Genomic DNA, 15,858 nt, shown 5'->3' with positions numbered 1-15,858 from the left:
CGAGGCCGACCGGGGTCCGGAGGAGCGCGCCACCGCACCTGAGGTGCGGGCCGCCCCCGGCACCAACCAGCTCGGCATGTTCGCCGGCGTGCCGTCGGGCCGCCGCGTGCGCGCCCGGCTGTCCCGCTTCAACGCGCCCTGGCAGTCCGCCAGTGTCAGCGAGGAGCTGGAGCCGCTCATCGCCGCCCACCGGGCCGCGCACCCCAAGGCCGACATCCGCGTCCTGCAGAAGGCGTACGAGACGGCCCGGCAGTGGCACGAGGGCCAGTTCCGCAAGTCCGGCGACCCGTACATCACGCACCCGCTGGCCGTCGCGAGCATCCTGGCCGACCTCGGCATGGACACCACCACGCTGGTGGCCGCGCTGCTGCACGACACCATCGAGGACACGCCCTACACCCTGGAGGCGGCCCGCGCCGACTTCGGCGACGAGGTCGCGCTGCTGGTCGACGGTGTGACCAAGCTCGACAAGGTGAAGCTGGGCGACTCGGCCAAGGCCGAGACGATCCGCAAGATGGTCGTGTCCACCGCCAAGGACCCGCGGGTGCTGGTGGTCAAGCTCGCCGACCGGCTGCACAACATGCGTACGCTGACGTTCCTGCCGCAGGCCAAGCGGGAGCAGAAAGCGCGTGAGACGCTGGAGATCCTGGCCCCGCTGGCGCACCGGCTCGGTATGAACACGGTGAAGTGGGAGCTGGAGGACCTGTCCTTCGCGACGCTGTTCCCCAAGCGCTTCAAGGAGATCCAGCGCCTGGTCAGCGACCACACCCCGCAGCGGGACAACCTGCTCAAGCAGGTCACCGACCGGGTGCAGGCCGACCTGCGCGGCTCGAAGATCAACGCGAAGGTCACCGGCCGGCCCAAGCACCTGTACTCGATCTACCAGAAGATGATCGTGCGCGGCCGCGACTTCAACGAGATCTACGACCTCGTCGGCGTGCGCATCCTGGTGGACACCGTGCGCGACTGCTACGCGGCGCTCGGCGTGATCCACGCGGCCTGGCAACCGGTCCCCGGCCGGTTCAAGGACTACATCGCCATGCCGAAGATGAACTTCTACCAGTCGCTGCACACGACCGTGATCGGCCCCAACGGCAAGCCGGTCGAGATGCAGATCCGCACCCACGCGATGCACGGCACCGCGGAGTACGGCATCGCCGCGCACTGGAAGTACAAGGAGGGCCCGAAGGCCAACTCCACGGTGGTCGGCCCGTCCAGCCACATCGACGGCATGACCTGGCTGCGCCAGCTGCTGGACTGGCAGCGGGAGACGTCCGACCCGGGCGAGTTCCTCGACGCGCTGCGCCACGACCTGTCCAGCCAGGAAGTGTTCGTCTTCACGCCCAAGGGCGAGGTCATCGCGCTGCCCAACGGCTCCACGCCGGTCGACTTCGCGTACGCGGTGCACACCGAGGTGGGCCACCGCTGCATCGGCGCGCGGGTCAACAGCAAGCTGGTGCCGCTGGAGTCGGTGCTGTCCAACGGCGACGTGATCGAGATCTTCACGTCCAAGTCGGAGAGCGCGGGCCCCACCCAGGACTGGCTGGGCTTCGTCAAGTCCTCCCGGGCCCGTACGAAGATCAGGCAGTACTTCAACAAGGAGCGCCGCGACGAGGCCATCGACGCGGGCAAGGACTCCCTGGCCCGGGCCATGCGCCGGCAGGGGCTGCCGCTGCAGCGCCTGCTGACCGCGGGCGGCCTGCTGGCCATCGCCCGTGAGCTGCACCTGAGCGACATCACCTCGCTCTACGCGGCGGTCGGTGAGGGCCAGGTCTCGGCGCAGTCGGTGGTGCAGCGCCTGGTCGCCGGATACGGCGGCGAGGAGGGCGCGGTCGAGGACATCGCCGAGTCCACCATCCCGACCCGGCCCAGCCGCACCCGCGCGCCCGGCCACGACCCCGGCGTCGCGGTCAAGGGCGTGTCCAACGTCTGGATCAAGCTGGCCCGCTGCTGCACCCCGGTGCCCGGCGACCAGGTGTACGGCTTCATGACCCGCTCCGGCGGGATCAGCGTGCACCGCGAGGACTGCGTCAACACCGGCGACCTCAAGGCGCAGCCGGAGCGGTTGGTCGAGGTCACCTGGAAGCCGACCGCGGGCTCGATGTTCCTGGTCGCCATCCAGGTCGAGGCGCTCGACCGGCACAAGCTGCTGGCCGACATCACCCGGGCGCTGTCCGAGGAGCGGGTGAACATCCTGTCCGCGACGGTCACCACGACCCGCGACCGGATCGCGGTCAGCCGCTTCAGTTTCGAGATGGCCGACCCGAAGCACCTGGGCCACCTGCTCAACGCCGTACGCGGCGTGGAAGGCGTCATGGACGCCTACCGCGTCACCTCGGGGGCCTGACCACCGCAACCGACAAATACGCGCGCCCCCGTCGACATGACGGGGGCGCGCGTATTTGCGAAATGAAATCCGGTCAGGACGCGGGGGTCACGGTGAGGGCGCTGATCGTGACTGGAGACTTGGGGGCGCCGTCGGTCGCCGTGTTGCCCGCCTCGTCGACCGCGCCGGCCCTGCCGATCGCCTGGACCACGTCCATGCCCGCGGTCACCTTGCCGAGCACGGTGTAGAGCGGGTCGATCGGGGTCGGGCCGTACACGATGAAGAACTGGCTGCCGGTGCTGGCGGGCTCCTGGGTCTTCGCCATCGCGAGCGTGCCCACGGGGTAGGGGTCCGTGCCGGACGTCGGCAGGTTCTCCTCGGCGAACTTGTACGACGGGCCGCCCATGCCGGTGCCCGACGGGTCGCCGCACTGCAGCACGCTGATGCCCGCGGTGGTGAGCCGGTGGCACCTGGTGTTGTCGAAGAACTTCCGGCCGGCCAGGTAGGTGATGCTCGCCGCCGCGCACGGGGCCTTGGCGGTGTCGACCTCCACCGTGATCACGCCCTGGCCGGTGGTCATGGTGAGCTGCTGGGTGCCGGTCGTCGGCACGGTCGTCGGCGGGGTGCCGACGTTCTTGACGTTCGGGTTCGACGCCTCGTCGGCCGGCAGCCACCGGCACCTGCCGGCCGCGGGGGCGTTCGTGGCGGCCGGACGCTCCGCGGGCGCGGCGCCGGTGTCGGCCCCTTCACCCAGCCGCAGCACCAGCACGACGGCGGCGACCACCGCGCAGATCAGCGCCACCACGATGGCGGTCACCACCGCCGCGATCAGGCAACCGCTGGTGCCGCGGCGCTGCGTCGCGGGAGCTTGAGGCGAACTGCTGTCGGGCGTCCAGGGGGTGGTGGCCACGGGTCTCCTGTCACAGGTGGAACCGCAGCGTAGCGCCTTCCGGCAGCGCGTGCACCGGCGGTCGCACCGGCCGTGTCCACAACCGACGGACCGGACATGCGAAGAGGGGCGGGGCCGTCAGGCCCCGCCCCTCTTCGACTGCTGCCGTGCCGTCGATCAGCTCTCGGCCGGGGTCATCTTCACCGAGGTGATGGTGACCGGCGTCTTCGGCGCGCCGTCGCCGATGGCCTTGCCGTCCTTGTCGACCGCGCCGTCCTTGCCGATCTTCTCGACGATGTCCAGGCCCTTGGTGATGGTGCCCAGCACGGTGTACTTCGACTCCAGCGGCGACGTGCCGTAGACGAGGAAGAACTGGCTGCCGCTGCTGCCGGGCTGGCCGGTGTTGGCGATGGCGACCGTGCCGGCCGGGTACGCGGTGGCCTGGTCGGTCACGTTGGGCAGGTTCTCCTCGGCGAACTTGTACGACGGGCCGCCCATGCCGGTGCCCGACGGGTCGCCGCACTGCAGCACCTTGATGCCCTCGGTGGTGAGCCGGTGGCACTTGGTGTTGTCGAAGAAGTTCTTGCCCGCCAGGTAGGTGAAGCTGGCCGCCGTGCACGGTGCCTTGGCCGTGTTCACGGCGATCTCGACCACGCCGGCGCTGGTGGTGATCGTCATGGTCTGCTTGCCCTTGGCGCTCACCTCGGTCGGCGGCGTGCCGACGTCCTTGAGGTTGGGGTTGCCCGCGGCGTCGGGCGTCCAGGTGCACACCTGGCCGTCCGGCAGCGGAGCGGCGGTGGCCGGCGTCTCGTCCTTGCCGCCGACGACGTTCATCAGCCAGATCGTGCCGCCGATGACGAGCAGCAGGGCCACCGCCGCACCGATCACGGCGTTGCGCTGCTTGCGCTTGCGGGCCTCTTCCAGCCGCTCGCCCATCTGGCGCTCGAGCCGCGCGCGGGCCGCCGCGCGCTGGCGCTGGATCGTGGAACTCACGGGTCTGTCCTCCTGCTAACTACTGATCAACTGGCGGTCGAGGCCGACGGCTTCGGGGTGGTGGCCGCGCCGGACGCGGCCGGTGCGGTTGGGCTGGCCGGGGTGGACGGCGAAACCGGGGCGGTGGTGTCGACCACCGTCAGCGTCTTGACCACGACGTCCTGCTTGGGCTTGGTGTCCTCGCCCGCCTCGTTCGCGGTGGTGCCGGCCTGGGCGATCTTCTTGATGACGTCGAGGCCGGAGGTCAGCTTGCCGACGATCGAGTACGCGGTCTCGGTCGTCGAGTCCTGGTAGAAGATCACGAACTGGCTGCCGTTGACGTTCGGCGTCATGGCGACCGTGCCGGCCTGGTAACGGACCGCCGCCTTCGCGCTCGGGCTCGGGCTCGCCGCAGCCGCCGCGCTCGAGGTGGTCGACGGCGCCGCGCTCGGCTCCTCGGCCGCCGCCGGCGGGTTCTCCGTCCACCAGGAGTACGCCGCGCCGCCGTTGCCGGTGCCGGAGGGGTCACCGCAGGCCAGCGCGAAGTCGCCCTCGCCGTGGGTCAGCTTGTGGCACTTGGTGTCGTTGTAGAACCCGCTGTCGGCGAGGTACTTCAGGCTGGCCGCGCCGCACGGGGCGGCGGTGCGGTCGAGCTCGGCGACGACGTTGCCGCTGTCGAAGGCGACCGTCATCGCGGACGTGCCCGAGGTCGGCATGCCGCTGGTCGCCGGCTTGCCCGCGTCCTTCAGGGATGGGTTGCCCGCCACGTCCAGCGGGTTCCAGGCGCAGGTCTCGGCGACCGTGTCCGTCGGCTTGGCGTCGAAGGCGCCGAGGCTCCACGCCCCGAGCACACCGACGAGCACGATCGCGAACAGTCCGCCGAACACCGCCTTGAGCTGGCGCGAGCGGCGCTCCTGATCGGCCCGGCGAGCCATCTGCCGGTCGACCTTGGCGCGGGCCAGCTTGCGCTGTCGGGTATTGCTGGAAGCCACCCGAGCTCCTCCTGTCACCATTTGACCGCAGCGAAGCGTGTCCGCTGTGTCACCTTTATCACGTTAGGGGGTTGGTGTCGCATCACGCGCCGCGCCGGCCTCCGCCGGGCGTGGGCCGCGCCACACGTCCGAGCGAGTGTACGGGTAAACGCTGAGAAACACGTATGCCTGTCCTCGTTCTGTGACGGATGATCGCCATCCGCGGCGTCCGTGCCGTGGGCCGTCGATGCCCCCACTGGCACTAGGCTGGGCGCTGAAGTCTGCGGAGAGGGGTTTTGTCGTGCTTGTGGTGGGCTTTCCGGCGCAGGCGTTCGGGACCAACTGTTATGTGGTCGCCAGCGCTCCCGGCGAGCAGTGCGTGGTGATCGACCCGGGCATCGGGGTCATGGACCACCTCGACGCGGTCCTCGCCGAGCACCGGCTGCGGCCGGCCGCCGTCGTGCTCACCCACGGGCACCTGGACCACACCTTTTCCGTCACGCCGGTGTGCGGGGCCCGGGGCATCACCGCCTGGATCCACCCGGCCGACCGCGAGCTGCTGGCCGATCCGGCCAAGGCGCTGTCGGTCGACCTGAGCGCCATGTTCGGCGGGCGGCTGCCCTACGCCGAGCCGGACGACGTCGCCGAGCTGACCGACGGAGCCGTGCTGAGCCTCGCCGGGCTGGAGATCACCGTGGACCATGCGCCGGGCCATACCGGCGGGTCGGTGATGTTCCGGATGCCGGGCCGGGAGGGCGAGCCGCTCTGCTTCACCGGCGACGTGCTCTTCCGGGACGGCATCGGCCGCACCGACCTGCCGGGCGGCAGCATGGCGCGCATGACCGAGAGCCTGCGCGACAAGGTGCTGACCCTGGCCGACGAGACCGTGGTGCTCCCCGGTCACGGGCCGTCGACGACCATCGGCCGCGAGCGTGCGCGCAACCCGTTCCTGCGCGACCTGCTGACCGTCGGCGACGCGCCCCGCCGGGGCTTCTGACTCAGCCTTTCCCTTGGAGTGACCTTTTCATGAGCAAGCCCACGCCGCTGTCCGGCTTCCCCGAGTGGCTGCCCGCGCAGCGCATCATCGAGCAGCGCTTTCTGGACCACATCCGCCGCACCTTCGAGCTGTACGGTTTCGCGTCACTGGAGACGCGCGCCGTCGAGCCGCTCGACCAGCTGCTGCGCAAGGGCGAGACCTCCAAGGAGGTGTACGTGCTGCGCCGGCTGCAGGCCGAGGGCGAGGACACCTCCGACGCGAGCCTCGGCCTGCACTTCGACCTGACCGTGCCGTTCGCGCGCTTCGTGCTGGAGAACGCCGGCAAGCTGCACTTCCCGTTCCGCCGCTACCAGATCCAGAAGGCCTGGCGCGGCGAGCGTCCGCAGGTGGGCCGCTACCGCGAGTTCGTGCAGGCCGACATCGACATCGTGGACCGGGACACGCTGCCCGCGCACTACGAGGCCGAGCTGCCGCTGGTGATCGGTGACGCGCTGGCCGGGCTGCCCATCCCCAAGCCGACCGTCATGGTCAACAACCGCAAGGTGCTGCAGGGCTTCTACCAGGGGCTGGACCTGGTGGACCCGGAGGCCGTGATGCGGGTCGTGGACAAGCTCGACAAGATCGGCCCGGCCGGGGTGACCGCGGAGCTGGCTCCGCTGGGCGTCACCGAGTCGCAGGCCAAGCTGGTGCTGGCGCTGGCGGAGATCTCCTCGCCCGACGTGTCGTTCGTCGACGACGTGCACCAGCTCGGCGTGCGCGATCCGCTGCTGGACGAGGGCCTGGCCGAGCTGGCCGCGGTCGTCGAGGCGGCCGGGGCGCACTCGCCGGGCCTGTGCCGGGCCGAGCTGAAGATCGCGCGCGGGCTGGACTACTACACCGGCACGGTGTACGAGACGCAGCTGGCCGGGCTGGAGCGCTACGGCTCGGTGTGCTCGGGCGGGCGTTACGACAACCTGGCCAGCTCCGGCAACGACCGGTTCCCGGGCGTCGGCCTGTCCATCGGCGTCAGCCGCCTGCTGGGGGTGCTGTTCGGCGAGAACGCGCTGTCGGCCAGCCGTTCGGTGCCGACCGCCGTGCTGATCGCGGTCAGCGCCGAGGAGGACCGGCGGGCGTGCGACCGGATCGCGGCGCAGCTGCGGGCGCGGGGCATCGCGACCGAGGTCTCGCCGAGCGCGGCCAAGTTCGGCAAGCAGATCAAGTTCGCCGACCGGCGGGGTATCCCGTACGTCTGGTTCCCCGGAGCCGAGGGCGCGGCGGACACGGTCAAGGACATCCGTTCGGGCGAACAGGTCGAGGCGTCGGCCGGAAACTGGACACCTCCGGCGGTGGATCTCATCCCGGTGGTGGAGGGGACTTTTAATTAGGAAACTTAAGTAATAGTGTGTGGTCCTCGACTCTGAAACGGGGGCCGTACGCGCATGACCACGACAGACCACCGCACGTCCCCGGCGCTGGGCACCACGACAGCGCCGGGACAGCGGCCCCACCTGCACGATCGTGGTCTGCTCCGGCTGGCCGACGCGGTGCTGCAGCCCGGCTTCGTCGGCACGACCCCGCCGGACTGGCTGCGCCGCCGCCTGGCCGACGGGCTGGGCGGCGTCGTGCTGTTCGCCCGCAACATCGTCGACCTGGACCAGGTCGCGGCGCTGAGCGCGGCCCTGGTGGCGGAGAACCCCGACGTGATCATCGCCGTCGACGAGGAGTCCGGCGACGTCACCCGCCTCGACGTGGAGCACGGCAGCCGCCGGCCCGGCAACCACGCCCTCGGCGCGGTCGACGATCCCGCGCTGACCGAGGCCGTCGCCGCCGACATCGGCGCGCAGCTCGCCGCGGCGGGGATCACCCTGGACTACGCGCCCGCCGCGGACGTCAACAACAACCCGGCCAACCCGGTCATCGGCGTACGCTCCTTCGGCGGCGACCCCGACCTGGTGGCCCGGCACACCGCCGCCTGGATCCGGGGCCTGCAGTCCACCGGCGTGGCCGCCTGCGCCAAGCACTTCCCCGGCCACGGCGACACCGGCGTCGACTCCCACCACGGCCTGCCGGTCATCGAGGTCGACGCCGCCCGGCTCGGCCAGGTCGAGCTGCCGCCGTTCACCGCCGCGATCGACGCCGGCGTCCGCTCCATCATGACCGCGCACCTGCTGGTGCCCGCGCTGGACCCGGAGCGCCCGGCGACCATGAGCCGCTCGGTGCTCATCGACCTGCTGCGCGAGCAGCTCGGCTTCAAGGGCCTGGTGGTCACCGACGGCATCGAGATGGCGTCGGTCTCGCAGCGCTACGGCCTGGGCGGCGCGGCCGCGCTGGCCATCGCCGGGGGCGCGGACGCCATCTGCGTCGGCGGCGAGAGTTCCGACGAGGCCGTCGTCGAGCTGCTGCGCACCAGCATCGTCGACGCCGTCGTCAGCGGCGAGCTGCCGGAGAGCCGGCTGGCCGAGGCGGCCTCGCGGGTCGCCGTGTTCGCCGCCGACAGCGCCGCCCAGCGGGGCGAGCGCGCCGCCGCCGCGACCCGCTGGCACGCCGCGGACCGGCCCGAGATCGGCCTGGCCGCGGCCCGCCGCGCGCTGCGCGTCACCGGGGCCGGCACGCTGCCGCTGGCCGCGCCCGCGCACGTGGTCGAGTTCGGCGTCGCGATGAACCTCGCCATCGAGGCGCGTACGCCGTGGGGCGTCGGCGCGCCGCTGAAGGACCTGCGCCCGGACACCACCGTGATCCGCCTGGACGAGCAGGCGACGGTCGCCGACGTGCTGGCCGGCGCCGAAGGGCGCGTGCCGGTGCTGGTCTGCCGCGACCCGCACCGCCACCCGTGGCTGGCGCACCTGATCGAGGCCGTGGTGGCCGCCCGCCCGGAGACGGTCGTGGTCGAGATGGGCGTGGCCGCGGGCGCGCCCGTGGGCGCGGTGCACCTGGCCACGTACGGCGCAGCCGCCGTCTGCGGCCAGGCCGCCGCGGAGGCGCTGGCCGGCTCCACGCGGTGATCCACCAGGGTCACCGCGGCCCCCGTGCCACACCCGCTTTTCCATAGACGTTGGCCTATCAGATCGAGTTCGATCTTCGAATTCTCGATCAGATAGGCCAACGTCTATTAAGAACGGGGTGGGGTCGGTCAGGCTTGCTGGCCGCGGCGGAAGCGGACGGCGGCGGCGTGGGCGGGGGCGGCCGGGGCCAGCGGGGTCAGGGTGATGGTGACGCGGGCGCCGCCCAGGTCGCCGTGGTCGACGGCGACGCTGCCGCCTGCCTGGCGGGCCAGCTGGCAGACGATGTCCAGGCCGAGGCCGGTGGAGCCGCCGCCGCTCACGCCGCGCTGCAGGGCCGCGTCGGCGTCGGCGATGCCGGGGCCGCCGTCCTCGACCACCAGGGCGTCGGGGGTGACGGTGACGCGGAACCCGGTGCCGTGCGGGGTGTGCCGGAAGATGTTGCCGATCAGCGCGTCGACCGCGCCGATCGCGTCGGAGCGCGGCACCGGCAGCCAGACCGGCTCGTCCGCGCCGACGACCTGCCAGGGGCGGCCGTGGTCCTCGGCGAGCACGGCCCAGAACGCCAGCCGGTCGGCCACCACGTCGACCAGGTCGGTCTCCTCGGCGGCGCGCTCGGCGGCGGTGCGGCGCGCGCCCGCGATGATCGCGTCGATCTCGGCGTCGAGGGCTTCGACGGCCTGGCGCATGCGGTCGCTCTCCGGGCCCGGCGGCAGCGCGTCGGTGTCCAGGCGCAGCGCGGTGAGCGGGGTGCGCAGGCGGTGCGACAGGTCGGCGGCGCGTTCGCGTTCGGCGTCGATGACCGCGTTGAGCCGGTCGGCCATCGCGTTGAAGGCCTCGCCCACCTCCACCAGGTCGGGCGGGCCGGCGGGCTCGACGCGTACGGTCAGGTCGCCGGAGCCGACCGCCCGCGAGGCGCGGGCCAGCTGCCGGGTCGCGCCGACCACCCGCCAGCCGAGCCGGTCGGCCAGCGCCACCGACACCGCGACCAGCAGCGCCGCCAGCGCGCCCATGGACCACCAGGCGGTGGCCACGCCGCGGGACAGGTCCGCCTCGGGCACGAACACCTCGACGACCGCGTTGCGGGTCCCGTCGAGCGCGGCCGGCTGCAGATACACCAGCCCGTCCTCGACCGGCGCGGTGAGCGAGCCGCCGCGGTCGGCGGCCAGCTTGATGTCGGCCGTCTCGGCCCGGCTCGCGCCCAGCGAGACCCCGGTGGGCAGGTGCACGGCCAGGCGCTGGCGCGGGCCGTCGGCGGTGGCCGCCATGGCCCGGCTCAGCACCGCCGGGTCGGTCGACACGGCCAGCGCGGTGACCACCGCGGCGGCCTGCTGGCGCGCGTCGAGCAGCGCCCGGTCCTCGGCGATCTGCTTCGTGACCAGGGCGAGCGGCACGAGGAAGGCCAGCGCCACCATCGACGTCACCGCGAGCGCGCCGCGGGCCAGCATCGCCCTCATGACGGCGGCACCAGCATCACGCCGACCCCGCGGATGGTACGCAGCATGCGCGGCTGCGCCGCGGTCTCGCCGAGCTTGCGCCGCAGCCAGGACAGGTGCACGTCCAGGGTCTGGTCGGCCCCGACGAAGGGCTGCTGCCACACCTCGGTGAACAGCTCGCGGCGGGTCACCACCCGGCCCACCCGCGCCGCGAGGTAGGCCAGCACGTCGTACTCCTTGCGGGTCAGGGTCAGCGGGGTGCCGTCGAGGGTGACCATTCGCGTGCTCTCGTCCATGCGCAGCGGGCCGATCTCGACCACGGTGTCGGAGGACTCGCTGCGCGGCTGGCTCCGGCGCAGCACCGCGGCGACCCGGGCGGTCACGTGCGCGGCGGAGAACGGCTTGGTCATGTAGTCGTCGGCGCCGGAGTTGAGCAGCCGGATGGCGTCGTGCTCGCCGCGGCGGGCGGTCGCGATGATCACCGGCACGTCACTGACGGCTCGCATCATGCGCAGGGCGTCGGCTCCGTCCAGATCGGGCAGTCCGAGGTCGAGGATGACCAGGTCGGGTCGCTCGCTGCGTTCGCTGGTGAGCGATTTCAGGCCTTGCAGCGCGGTGCCGACCGTCTGCACGGCGTATCCGGCGACGGTCAGGGCGTTGCCGAGCGCGTCGCGAATGGCGGGGTCGTCCTCCACGACGAGTACGAGGGGCATGGCTCGCACCGTATCGGAAGCTGTTAGATAGCGGGATGGGTTCGGGGTGGCCGTTTGCGTTGAGGTCGGCGACATACGTCGGCGGCTGGGCTGCGGTGACCGCCTCGGCCGCGGCCGTGGTCTGGGTGGGACTGGGCCCGGTGCTGGCCACGGCGGTGCCCGAGCCGGTGCCCCTGCGGCTGGAGGCGCTGCCGCCGCAGGCCCCCGCGCCGCTGGTCACGCCGTCGCGTCCGGTCCCGACCGTCACCCTCGTGCCGATGCCGTCGCCGTCCCCGCCGCCCGCGGCGACGCTCACCTCCCCGGCCCCGGCGCGCACGTCGCCGTCCGCCGCGGCCAGGCCCGCGCCGTCCCCGCCGTCACCGGTCATGACGGTCGACGGCTGGCAGGTGTTCACCGAGTCCGACGGCTCGCGGTCGTATCTGCGCAGCTTCCCGACCGCCGGCGGCACCGCGGTGATCCGGATGGCACACGAACGGGTGCATCTCGTCTCGGCCACGCCGCGCGGCGACTACCAGGTGGCCACCTCGCAGCCGGATCCGGAGCGGGTGGTGGTGCAGTTCCACCGCGCCTCCGACCAGATCGTCGTCGACGCGATCTGGTGGGAGGGGCGTCCCTACTCGGAGGTGTCCACCGTCGGCTGACGGGGGAGGCGCGCGGCGGCTCCGGGGGCGTGCCGGGTGAGAGCCGGCACGCAGACAGGAGGCACGGAGCGCGGACGTCATACGAATGAGCCTCGGATCCGCCGGGCCGGGGACAAAGCTCGCTAAGCCCTTCTTGGGCCGTGTTTGAGGCGGATTTCAGGTAGGCCGCGCTCGCGGCAGGGCGAACCCGGGCACATGCGAGAATGACCTCTGGCGCCGCACCGCGTTCCGCGGCGTGTTTCCGCAGTCCGAGGAGAGCATCGTGATCCGTACCCACACCGCTGGCAGTCTGCGTGCCGAGCACGCCGGCCAGAGCGTCACCCTCGCCGGCTGGGTGGCCCGGCGACGTGATCACGGCGGAGTGACCTTCATCGACCTGCGCGACGCCTCCGGCATCGTGCAGATCGTGTTCCGCGACGAGGCCCAGGCCCACGCGCTGCGCAACGAGTACTGCGTCAAGGTCACCGGCACCGTGGGCACGCGTCCCGAGGGCAACGAGAACCCCGAGCTGCCGACCGGCGCGATCGAGGTCACCGTCACCGACCTGACCGTGCTGTCGGAGGCCGCGCCGCTGCCGTTCCCGATCGACGAGCACGTCACCGTCGGCGAGGAGGCCCGCCTGCGCCACCGCTACCTGGACCTGCGCCGGGCCAACCAGGCCAAGGCCATCCGGCTGCGCTCGCGGGCCAACGCCATCGCCCGCGAGGTGCTGGGCGCGCGCGACTTCCTGGAGATCGAGACGCCGACGCTGACCCGGTCCACGCCCGAGGGCGCGCGTGACTTCCTGGTGCCGGTCCGGCTGCAGCCGGGCGCGTGGTACGCGCTGCCGCAGTCGCCGCAGCTGTTCAAGCAGCTGCTGATGGTCGCCGGCATGGAGCGCTACTACCAGATCGCGCGCTGCTACCGCGACGAGGACTTCCGCGCCGACCGGCAGCCCGAGTTCACCCAGCTCGACATCGAGATGTCGTTCGTCACCCAGGACGACGTCATCGAGCTCGGCGAGGAGATCGTCGGCTCGCTGTGGCGCGAGCTGGCCGGCCACGAGATCCCGACGCCGATCCCGCGCATCACGTACCACGACGCGATGAACCGCTACGGCTCCGACAAGCCCGACCTGCGCTACCAGGTCGAGCTGACCGAGCTGACGAAGTACTTCGAGGGCACCGGGTTCCGGGTGTTCCAGGCCGAGTACGTCGGCGCGGTGGTCATGCCCGGCGGCGCGGCGCAGACCCGCAAGGAGCTCGACGGCTGGCAGGACTGGGCCAAGGCGCGCGGCGCCCGCGGCCTGGCCTACGTGGTGCTCGACGCGGAGACCGGCGAGGCCCGCGGCCCCGTCGCCAAGAACCTGTCCGAGGCACACCTGGCCGGCCTGGCCGACGCCGTCGGCGCGAAGCCCGGCGACGCCGTGTTCTTCGCCGCGGGCACCCGCCGCCACTCCCAGGAGCTGCTCGGCGCGGCCCGCATCGAGATCGCCAAGCGGGCGAACCTGATCGACGAGTCGGCGTGGGCGTTCTGCTGGGTCGTCGACGCGCCCATGTTCGAGCCGGTCGACATCCCGGGTGAGGGCGTCGTCGAGGGCGCGTGGACCGCGGTGCACCACCCGTTCACCTCGCCGAACGAGGACTGGATCGACAACTTCGAGACCGCCCCGGACAAAGCGCTGGCGTACGCGTACGACATCGTCTGCAACGGCAACGAGATCGGCGGCGGCTCGATCCGTATCCACCGCGGTGACGTGCAGAAGCGGGTGTTCACCCTGCTCGGCATCACCGATGAGGAGGCCAAGGACAAGTTCGGCTTCCTGCTCGACGCGTTCGCGTACGGCCCGCCGCCGCACGGCGGCATCGCGCTGGGCTGGGACCGGGTCTGCATGCTGCTGGCCGGCGTGGACTCGATCCGCGACGTCATCGCGTTCCCGAAGTCGGGCGGCGGCTTCGACCCGCTGACCGGCGCGCCCACCCCGATCACCGGGCAGCAGCGTCTGGAGGCCGGCGTGGACGCCAAGCCGAAGGCCCCGGGCGAGGACGCCGCCAAGGCCAAGGCCGCCGCGAAGTAATGCGGATCCTGGTCACCGGAGGTTCGGGATACACCGGTGGCCGTCTGGTCGCCCTCGCCCGCAAGGCGGGGCACGACGTGACCGGCACCAGCCACTCCACCTCGGTGGAAGGGCTGGTGCCGCTCGACGTCCGGGACCGGGCGGCCGTCGACCTGCTGCTGGACGAGCTGCGGCCCGACGCCGTGGTGCACACCAGCTACGTCCAGTCGGACTGGGCGGTCACCGCGCTGGGCGCGGCCCACGTGGCGGCGGCCGCGGCGCGTAACGGCGCGCGGCTGGTGCACGTGTCCTCGGACGCGATCTTCAAGGGCCGCCCGGCGCCCTACACCGAGGCCGACCCGCCGGAGCCGGTGTACCCGTACGGCGCGGCCAAGGCGGCGGCGGAGACCGCGGTGCTCGCCGTGCATCCGGACGCCGCGATCGCGCGCACCTCGCTGATCATCGGGGACGACGACTCGAAGCAGCACCAGCTGGCGCTGGACATGGCGGCCGGACAGGTGGGCGGCGTGCTGTTCACCGACCACATCCGGTGCCCGATCGCGGTGGACGACCTGGCCGCCGCGCTGCTGGAGCTGGCCGAGGGCGACTTCCGCGGCATCCTCAACGTGGCCGGGCCCGAGCCGATCAGCCGCTACGAGCTGGGCGTACGCGTCGCCGCCAAGCACGGCGTCCCCGCCGAAGCCGTCCCGGGCGGCTCCGCCCTCGAACGCGGCTTCGTCTCCCCGGCCGAGGTCCGCCTCGACACCACCCTCGCCCAGTCCCTCCTGCGCACCCGCCTGCGCGGCGTCACCGAGATCCTCGCCTGACCCACCCCGCCCCCGCCCGGGCGCATATCGTGGATCGACCTGCAGTTTCGGGGAAACTGCAGGTCAGGCGTAGCTCGAAGCTGCAGTTTCCCCGAAACTGCAGCCGCGTCGCGGCGGCGGCGGGTGTGCGGGCGTGGTGGTGGAGCTCGGTGCGGGCGGGGGATCGTGCCGGTGGTGGGGCGCGGGTAAGGTGCGCTGATGTCGGTTTCCCTCGGTGACATCCTCGCGGCGCAGGCGCAGCCCCCATTCGGCGTGGTGGCCGGTGCGGCGCTGATCGCGCTGGCGCTGGTCGGCGTCAACACGACCTGGCGCGTGGTGCGCAACGCCATCACCATCGCGCACGAGGGCGGGCACGCGGCCGCGGCGGTGCTCACCGGGCGGCGGTTGCGCGGCATCCGGCTGCACTCGGACACGTCCGGGCTGACCATCATGAAGGGCAAGCCGACCGGGATCGGCATGGCCGTCACCCTGCTCGCCGGGTACGCGACCCCGTCGCTGCTCGGCATCGGGGGCGCGGCCCTGCTCGACCGGGGGCACATCCGGCTGCTGCTGTGGCTGACGATCCTGCTGCTGGTCCCGATCCTCATCATGATCCGCAACTTCTACGGGCTGCTGCTGATCCTGGCCACCGGGGCGGCCGTGTTCGCCGTGTCCTGGTATGCCACCGGGCCGTGGCAGGCGCTGTTCGCGTACACGGGAGTGTGGTTCCTGCTCATCGGCGGGGTGCGGCCAGTGGTGGAGGTGCAGCTGCACCGCCGCCGGGGCAGCGGCATGCGCTCCGACCCCGACCAGCTCGCCGGGATCACCCGGCTGCCCGGCGGTTTCTGGGTCTTCGTCTTCCTGCTCTGGACCGTCGGCTCCCTGCTCGCCGGCGCCTACCTGCTCGACCTGCTACCCGAGACCGCCCTGCCCCGGTGACCTGCCGCTGCGGCGGCGGCGACGCCGACGCGGCCCGCTTGTGATAGACGTTGGCCTATCTGGATGAGTTCGATCGCGAAAAACTCATCCAGATAGGCCAATGTCTATTCGGGGCGGGCGGGCGGGCGGGCGGGCGGGGCGGGACAGGGCGGAGC

General features: G+C 72.2%; 13 protein-coding genes. 8 read left to right on the top strand and 5 right to left on the bottom strand.

From position 1 onward, the window contains the following. Window positions 1–76 precede the first annotated feature (76 nt). Window positions 77–2,347, top strand: coding sequence for a RelA/SpoT family protein (locus HAV39_RS35735; protein ID WP_239120693.1), 2,271 nt, complete (start codon window positions 77–79; stop codon window positions 2,345–2,347). Window positions 2,348–2,420: 73 nt separating this feature from the next. On the opposite strand, the gene HAV39_RS35730 is transcribed toward HAV39_RS35735, so the two are convergent. From HAV39_RS35730 to HAV39_RS35720, 3 genes are all read right to left on the bottom strand, one after another. Beyond that, entirely contained in the window at window positions 2,421–3,236 is an 816-nt protein-coding gene (locus tag HAV39_RS35730; RefSeq protein WP_191843584.1) for a peptidylprolyl isomerase, read from the bottom strand. A gap of 156 nt (window positions 3,237–3,392) precedes the next feature. Then, window positions 3,393–4,208, bottom strand: coding sequence for a peptidylprolyl isomerase (locus HAV39_RS35725; protein ID WP_239120690.1), 816 nt, complete (start codon window positions 4,206–4,208; stop codon window positions 3,393–3,395). 26 nt (window positions 4,209–4,234) lie between these two features. Further along, window positions 4,235–5,179, bottom strand: coding sequence for a peptidylprolyl isomerase (locus HAV39_RS35720; protein ID WP_191843583.1), 945 nt, complete (start codon window positions 5,177–5,179; stop codon window positions 4,235–4,237). A 280-nt stretch (window positions 5,180–5,459) separates the two neighbouring features. On the opposite strand from HAV39_RS35720, the gene HAV39_RS35715 reads away from it, so the two are divergent. From HAV39_RS35715 to HAV39_RS35705, 3 genes are read left to right on the top strand one after another with little or no spacing between them, the layout of a single operon-like run. After that, window positions 5,460–6,155: an MBL fold metallo-hydrolase gene (locus HAV39_RS35715; protein ID WP_191843582.1), complete on the top strand. Its 696-nt coding sequence runs from the start codon at window positions 5,460–5,462 to the stop codon at window positions 6,153–6,155. A 29-nt stretch (window positions 6,156–6,184) separates the two neighbouring features. Beyond that, entirely contained in the window at window positions 6,185–7,519 is a 1,335-nt protein-coding gene (hisS, locus tag HAV39_RS35710) for a histidine--tRNA ligase (RefSeq protein ID WP_191843581.1), read from the top strand. A gap of 54 nt (window positions 7,520–7,573) precedes the next feature. Further along, window positions 7,574–9,136, top strand: a complete 1,563-nt coding sequence (locus tag HAV39_RS35705; protein ID WP_191843580.1) for a glycoside hydrolase family 3 protein — start codon at window positions 7,574–7,576, stop codon at window positions 9,134–9,136. A gap of 128 nt (window positions 9,137–9,264) precedes the next feature. On the opposite strand, the gene HAV39_RS35700 is transcribed toward HAV39_RS35705, so the two are convergent. Next, entirely contained in the window at window positions 9,265–10,590 is a 1,326-nt protein-coding gene (locus HAV39_RS35700) for a sensor histidine kinase (RefSeq protein WP_191843579.1), read from the bottom strand. Beyond that, entirely contained in the window at window positions 10,587–11,282 is a 696-nt protein-coding gene (locus HAV39_RS35695) for a response regulator transcription factor (protein WP_191843578.1), read from the bottom strand. Before HAV39_RS35695 ends, HAV39_RS35700 begins: the two co-directional genes overlap by 4 nt. Before the next feature lie 59 nt (window positions 11,283–11,341). On the opposite strand from HAV39_RS35695, the gene HAV39_RS43450 reads away from it, so the two are divergent. The 4 genes from HAV39_RS43450 (at window position 11,342) to HAV39_RS35675 (ending at window position 15,703) form a co-directional block, all read left to right on the top strand. Continuing rightward, complete coding sequence (locus HAV39_RS43450; RefSeq protein WP_191843577.1) at window positions 11,342–11,923, top strand: hypothetical protein; 582 nt, start codon at window positions 11,342–11,344, stop codon at window positions 11,921–11,923. A gap of 262 nt (window positions 11,924–12,185) precedes the next feature. After that, a complete protein-coding gene (gene aspS / locus HAV39_RS35685) occupies window positions 12,186–13,979 on the top strand; it encodes an aspartate--tRNA ligase (protein ID WP_191843576.1) in 1,794 nt (597 codons plus the stop codon). Then, window positions 13,979–14,785: an SDR family oxidoreductase gene (locus HAV39_RS35680; protein ID WP_191843575.1), complete on the top strand. Its 807-nt coding sequence runs from the start codon at window positions 13,979–13,981 to the stop codon at window positions 14,783–14,785. The genes aspS and HAV39_RS35680 overlap by 1 nt, the downstream gene beginning before the upstream one ends. Window positions 14,786–14,983: 198 nt before the next feature. Continuing rightward, the gene (locus HAV39_RS35675) at window positions 14,984–15,703 is read left to right on the top strand and encodes a M50 family metallopeptidase (protein WP_191843574.1); all 720 of its coding nucleotides are present in this window, start codon (window positions 14,984–14,986) and stop codon (window positions 15,701–15,703) included. Window positions 15,704–15,858 lie beyond the last annotated feature (155 nt).

Origin of the sequence: Catellatospora chokoriensis (assembly GCF_011297315.1) — a bacterium.
Taxonomy (GTDB): domain Bacteria; phylum Actinomycetota; class Actinomycetes; order Mycobacteriales; family Micromonosporaceae; genus Catellatospora; species Catellatospora citrea.
The sequence above is the reverse complement of the archived record's forward strand: the minus strand, read 5'-3'. Positions and strand labels throughout refer to the sequence as shown.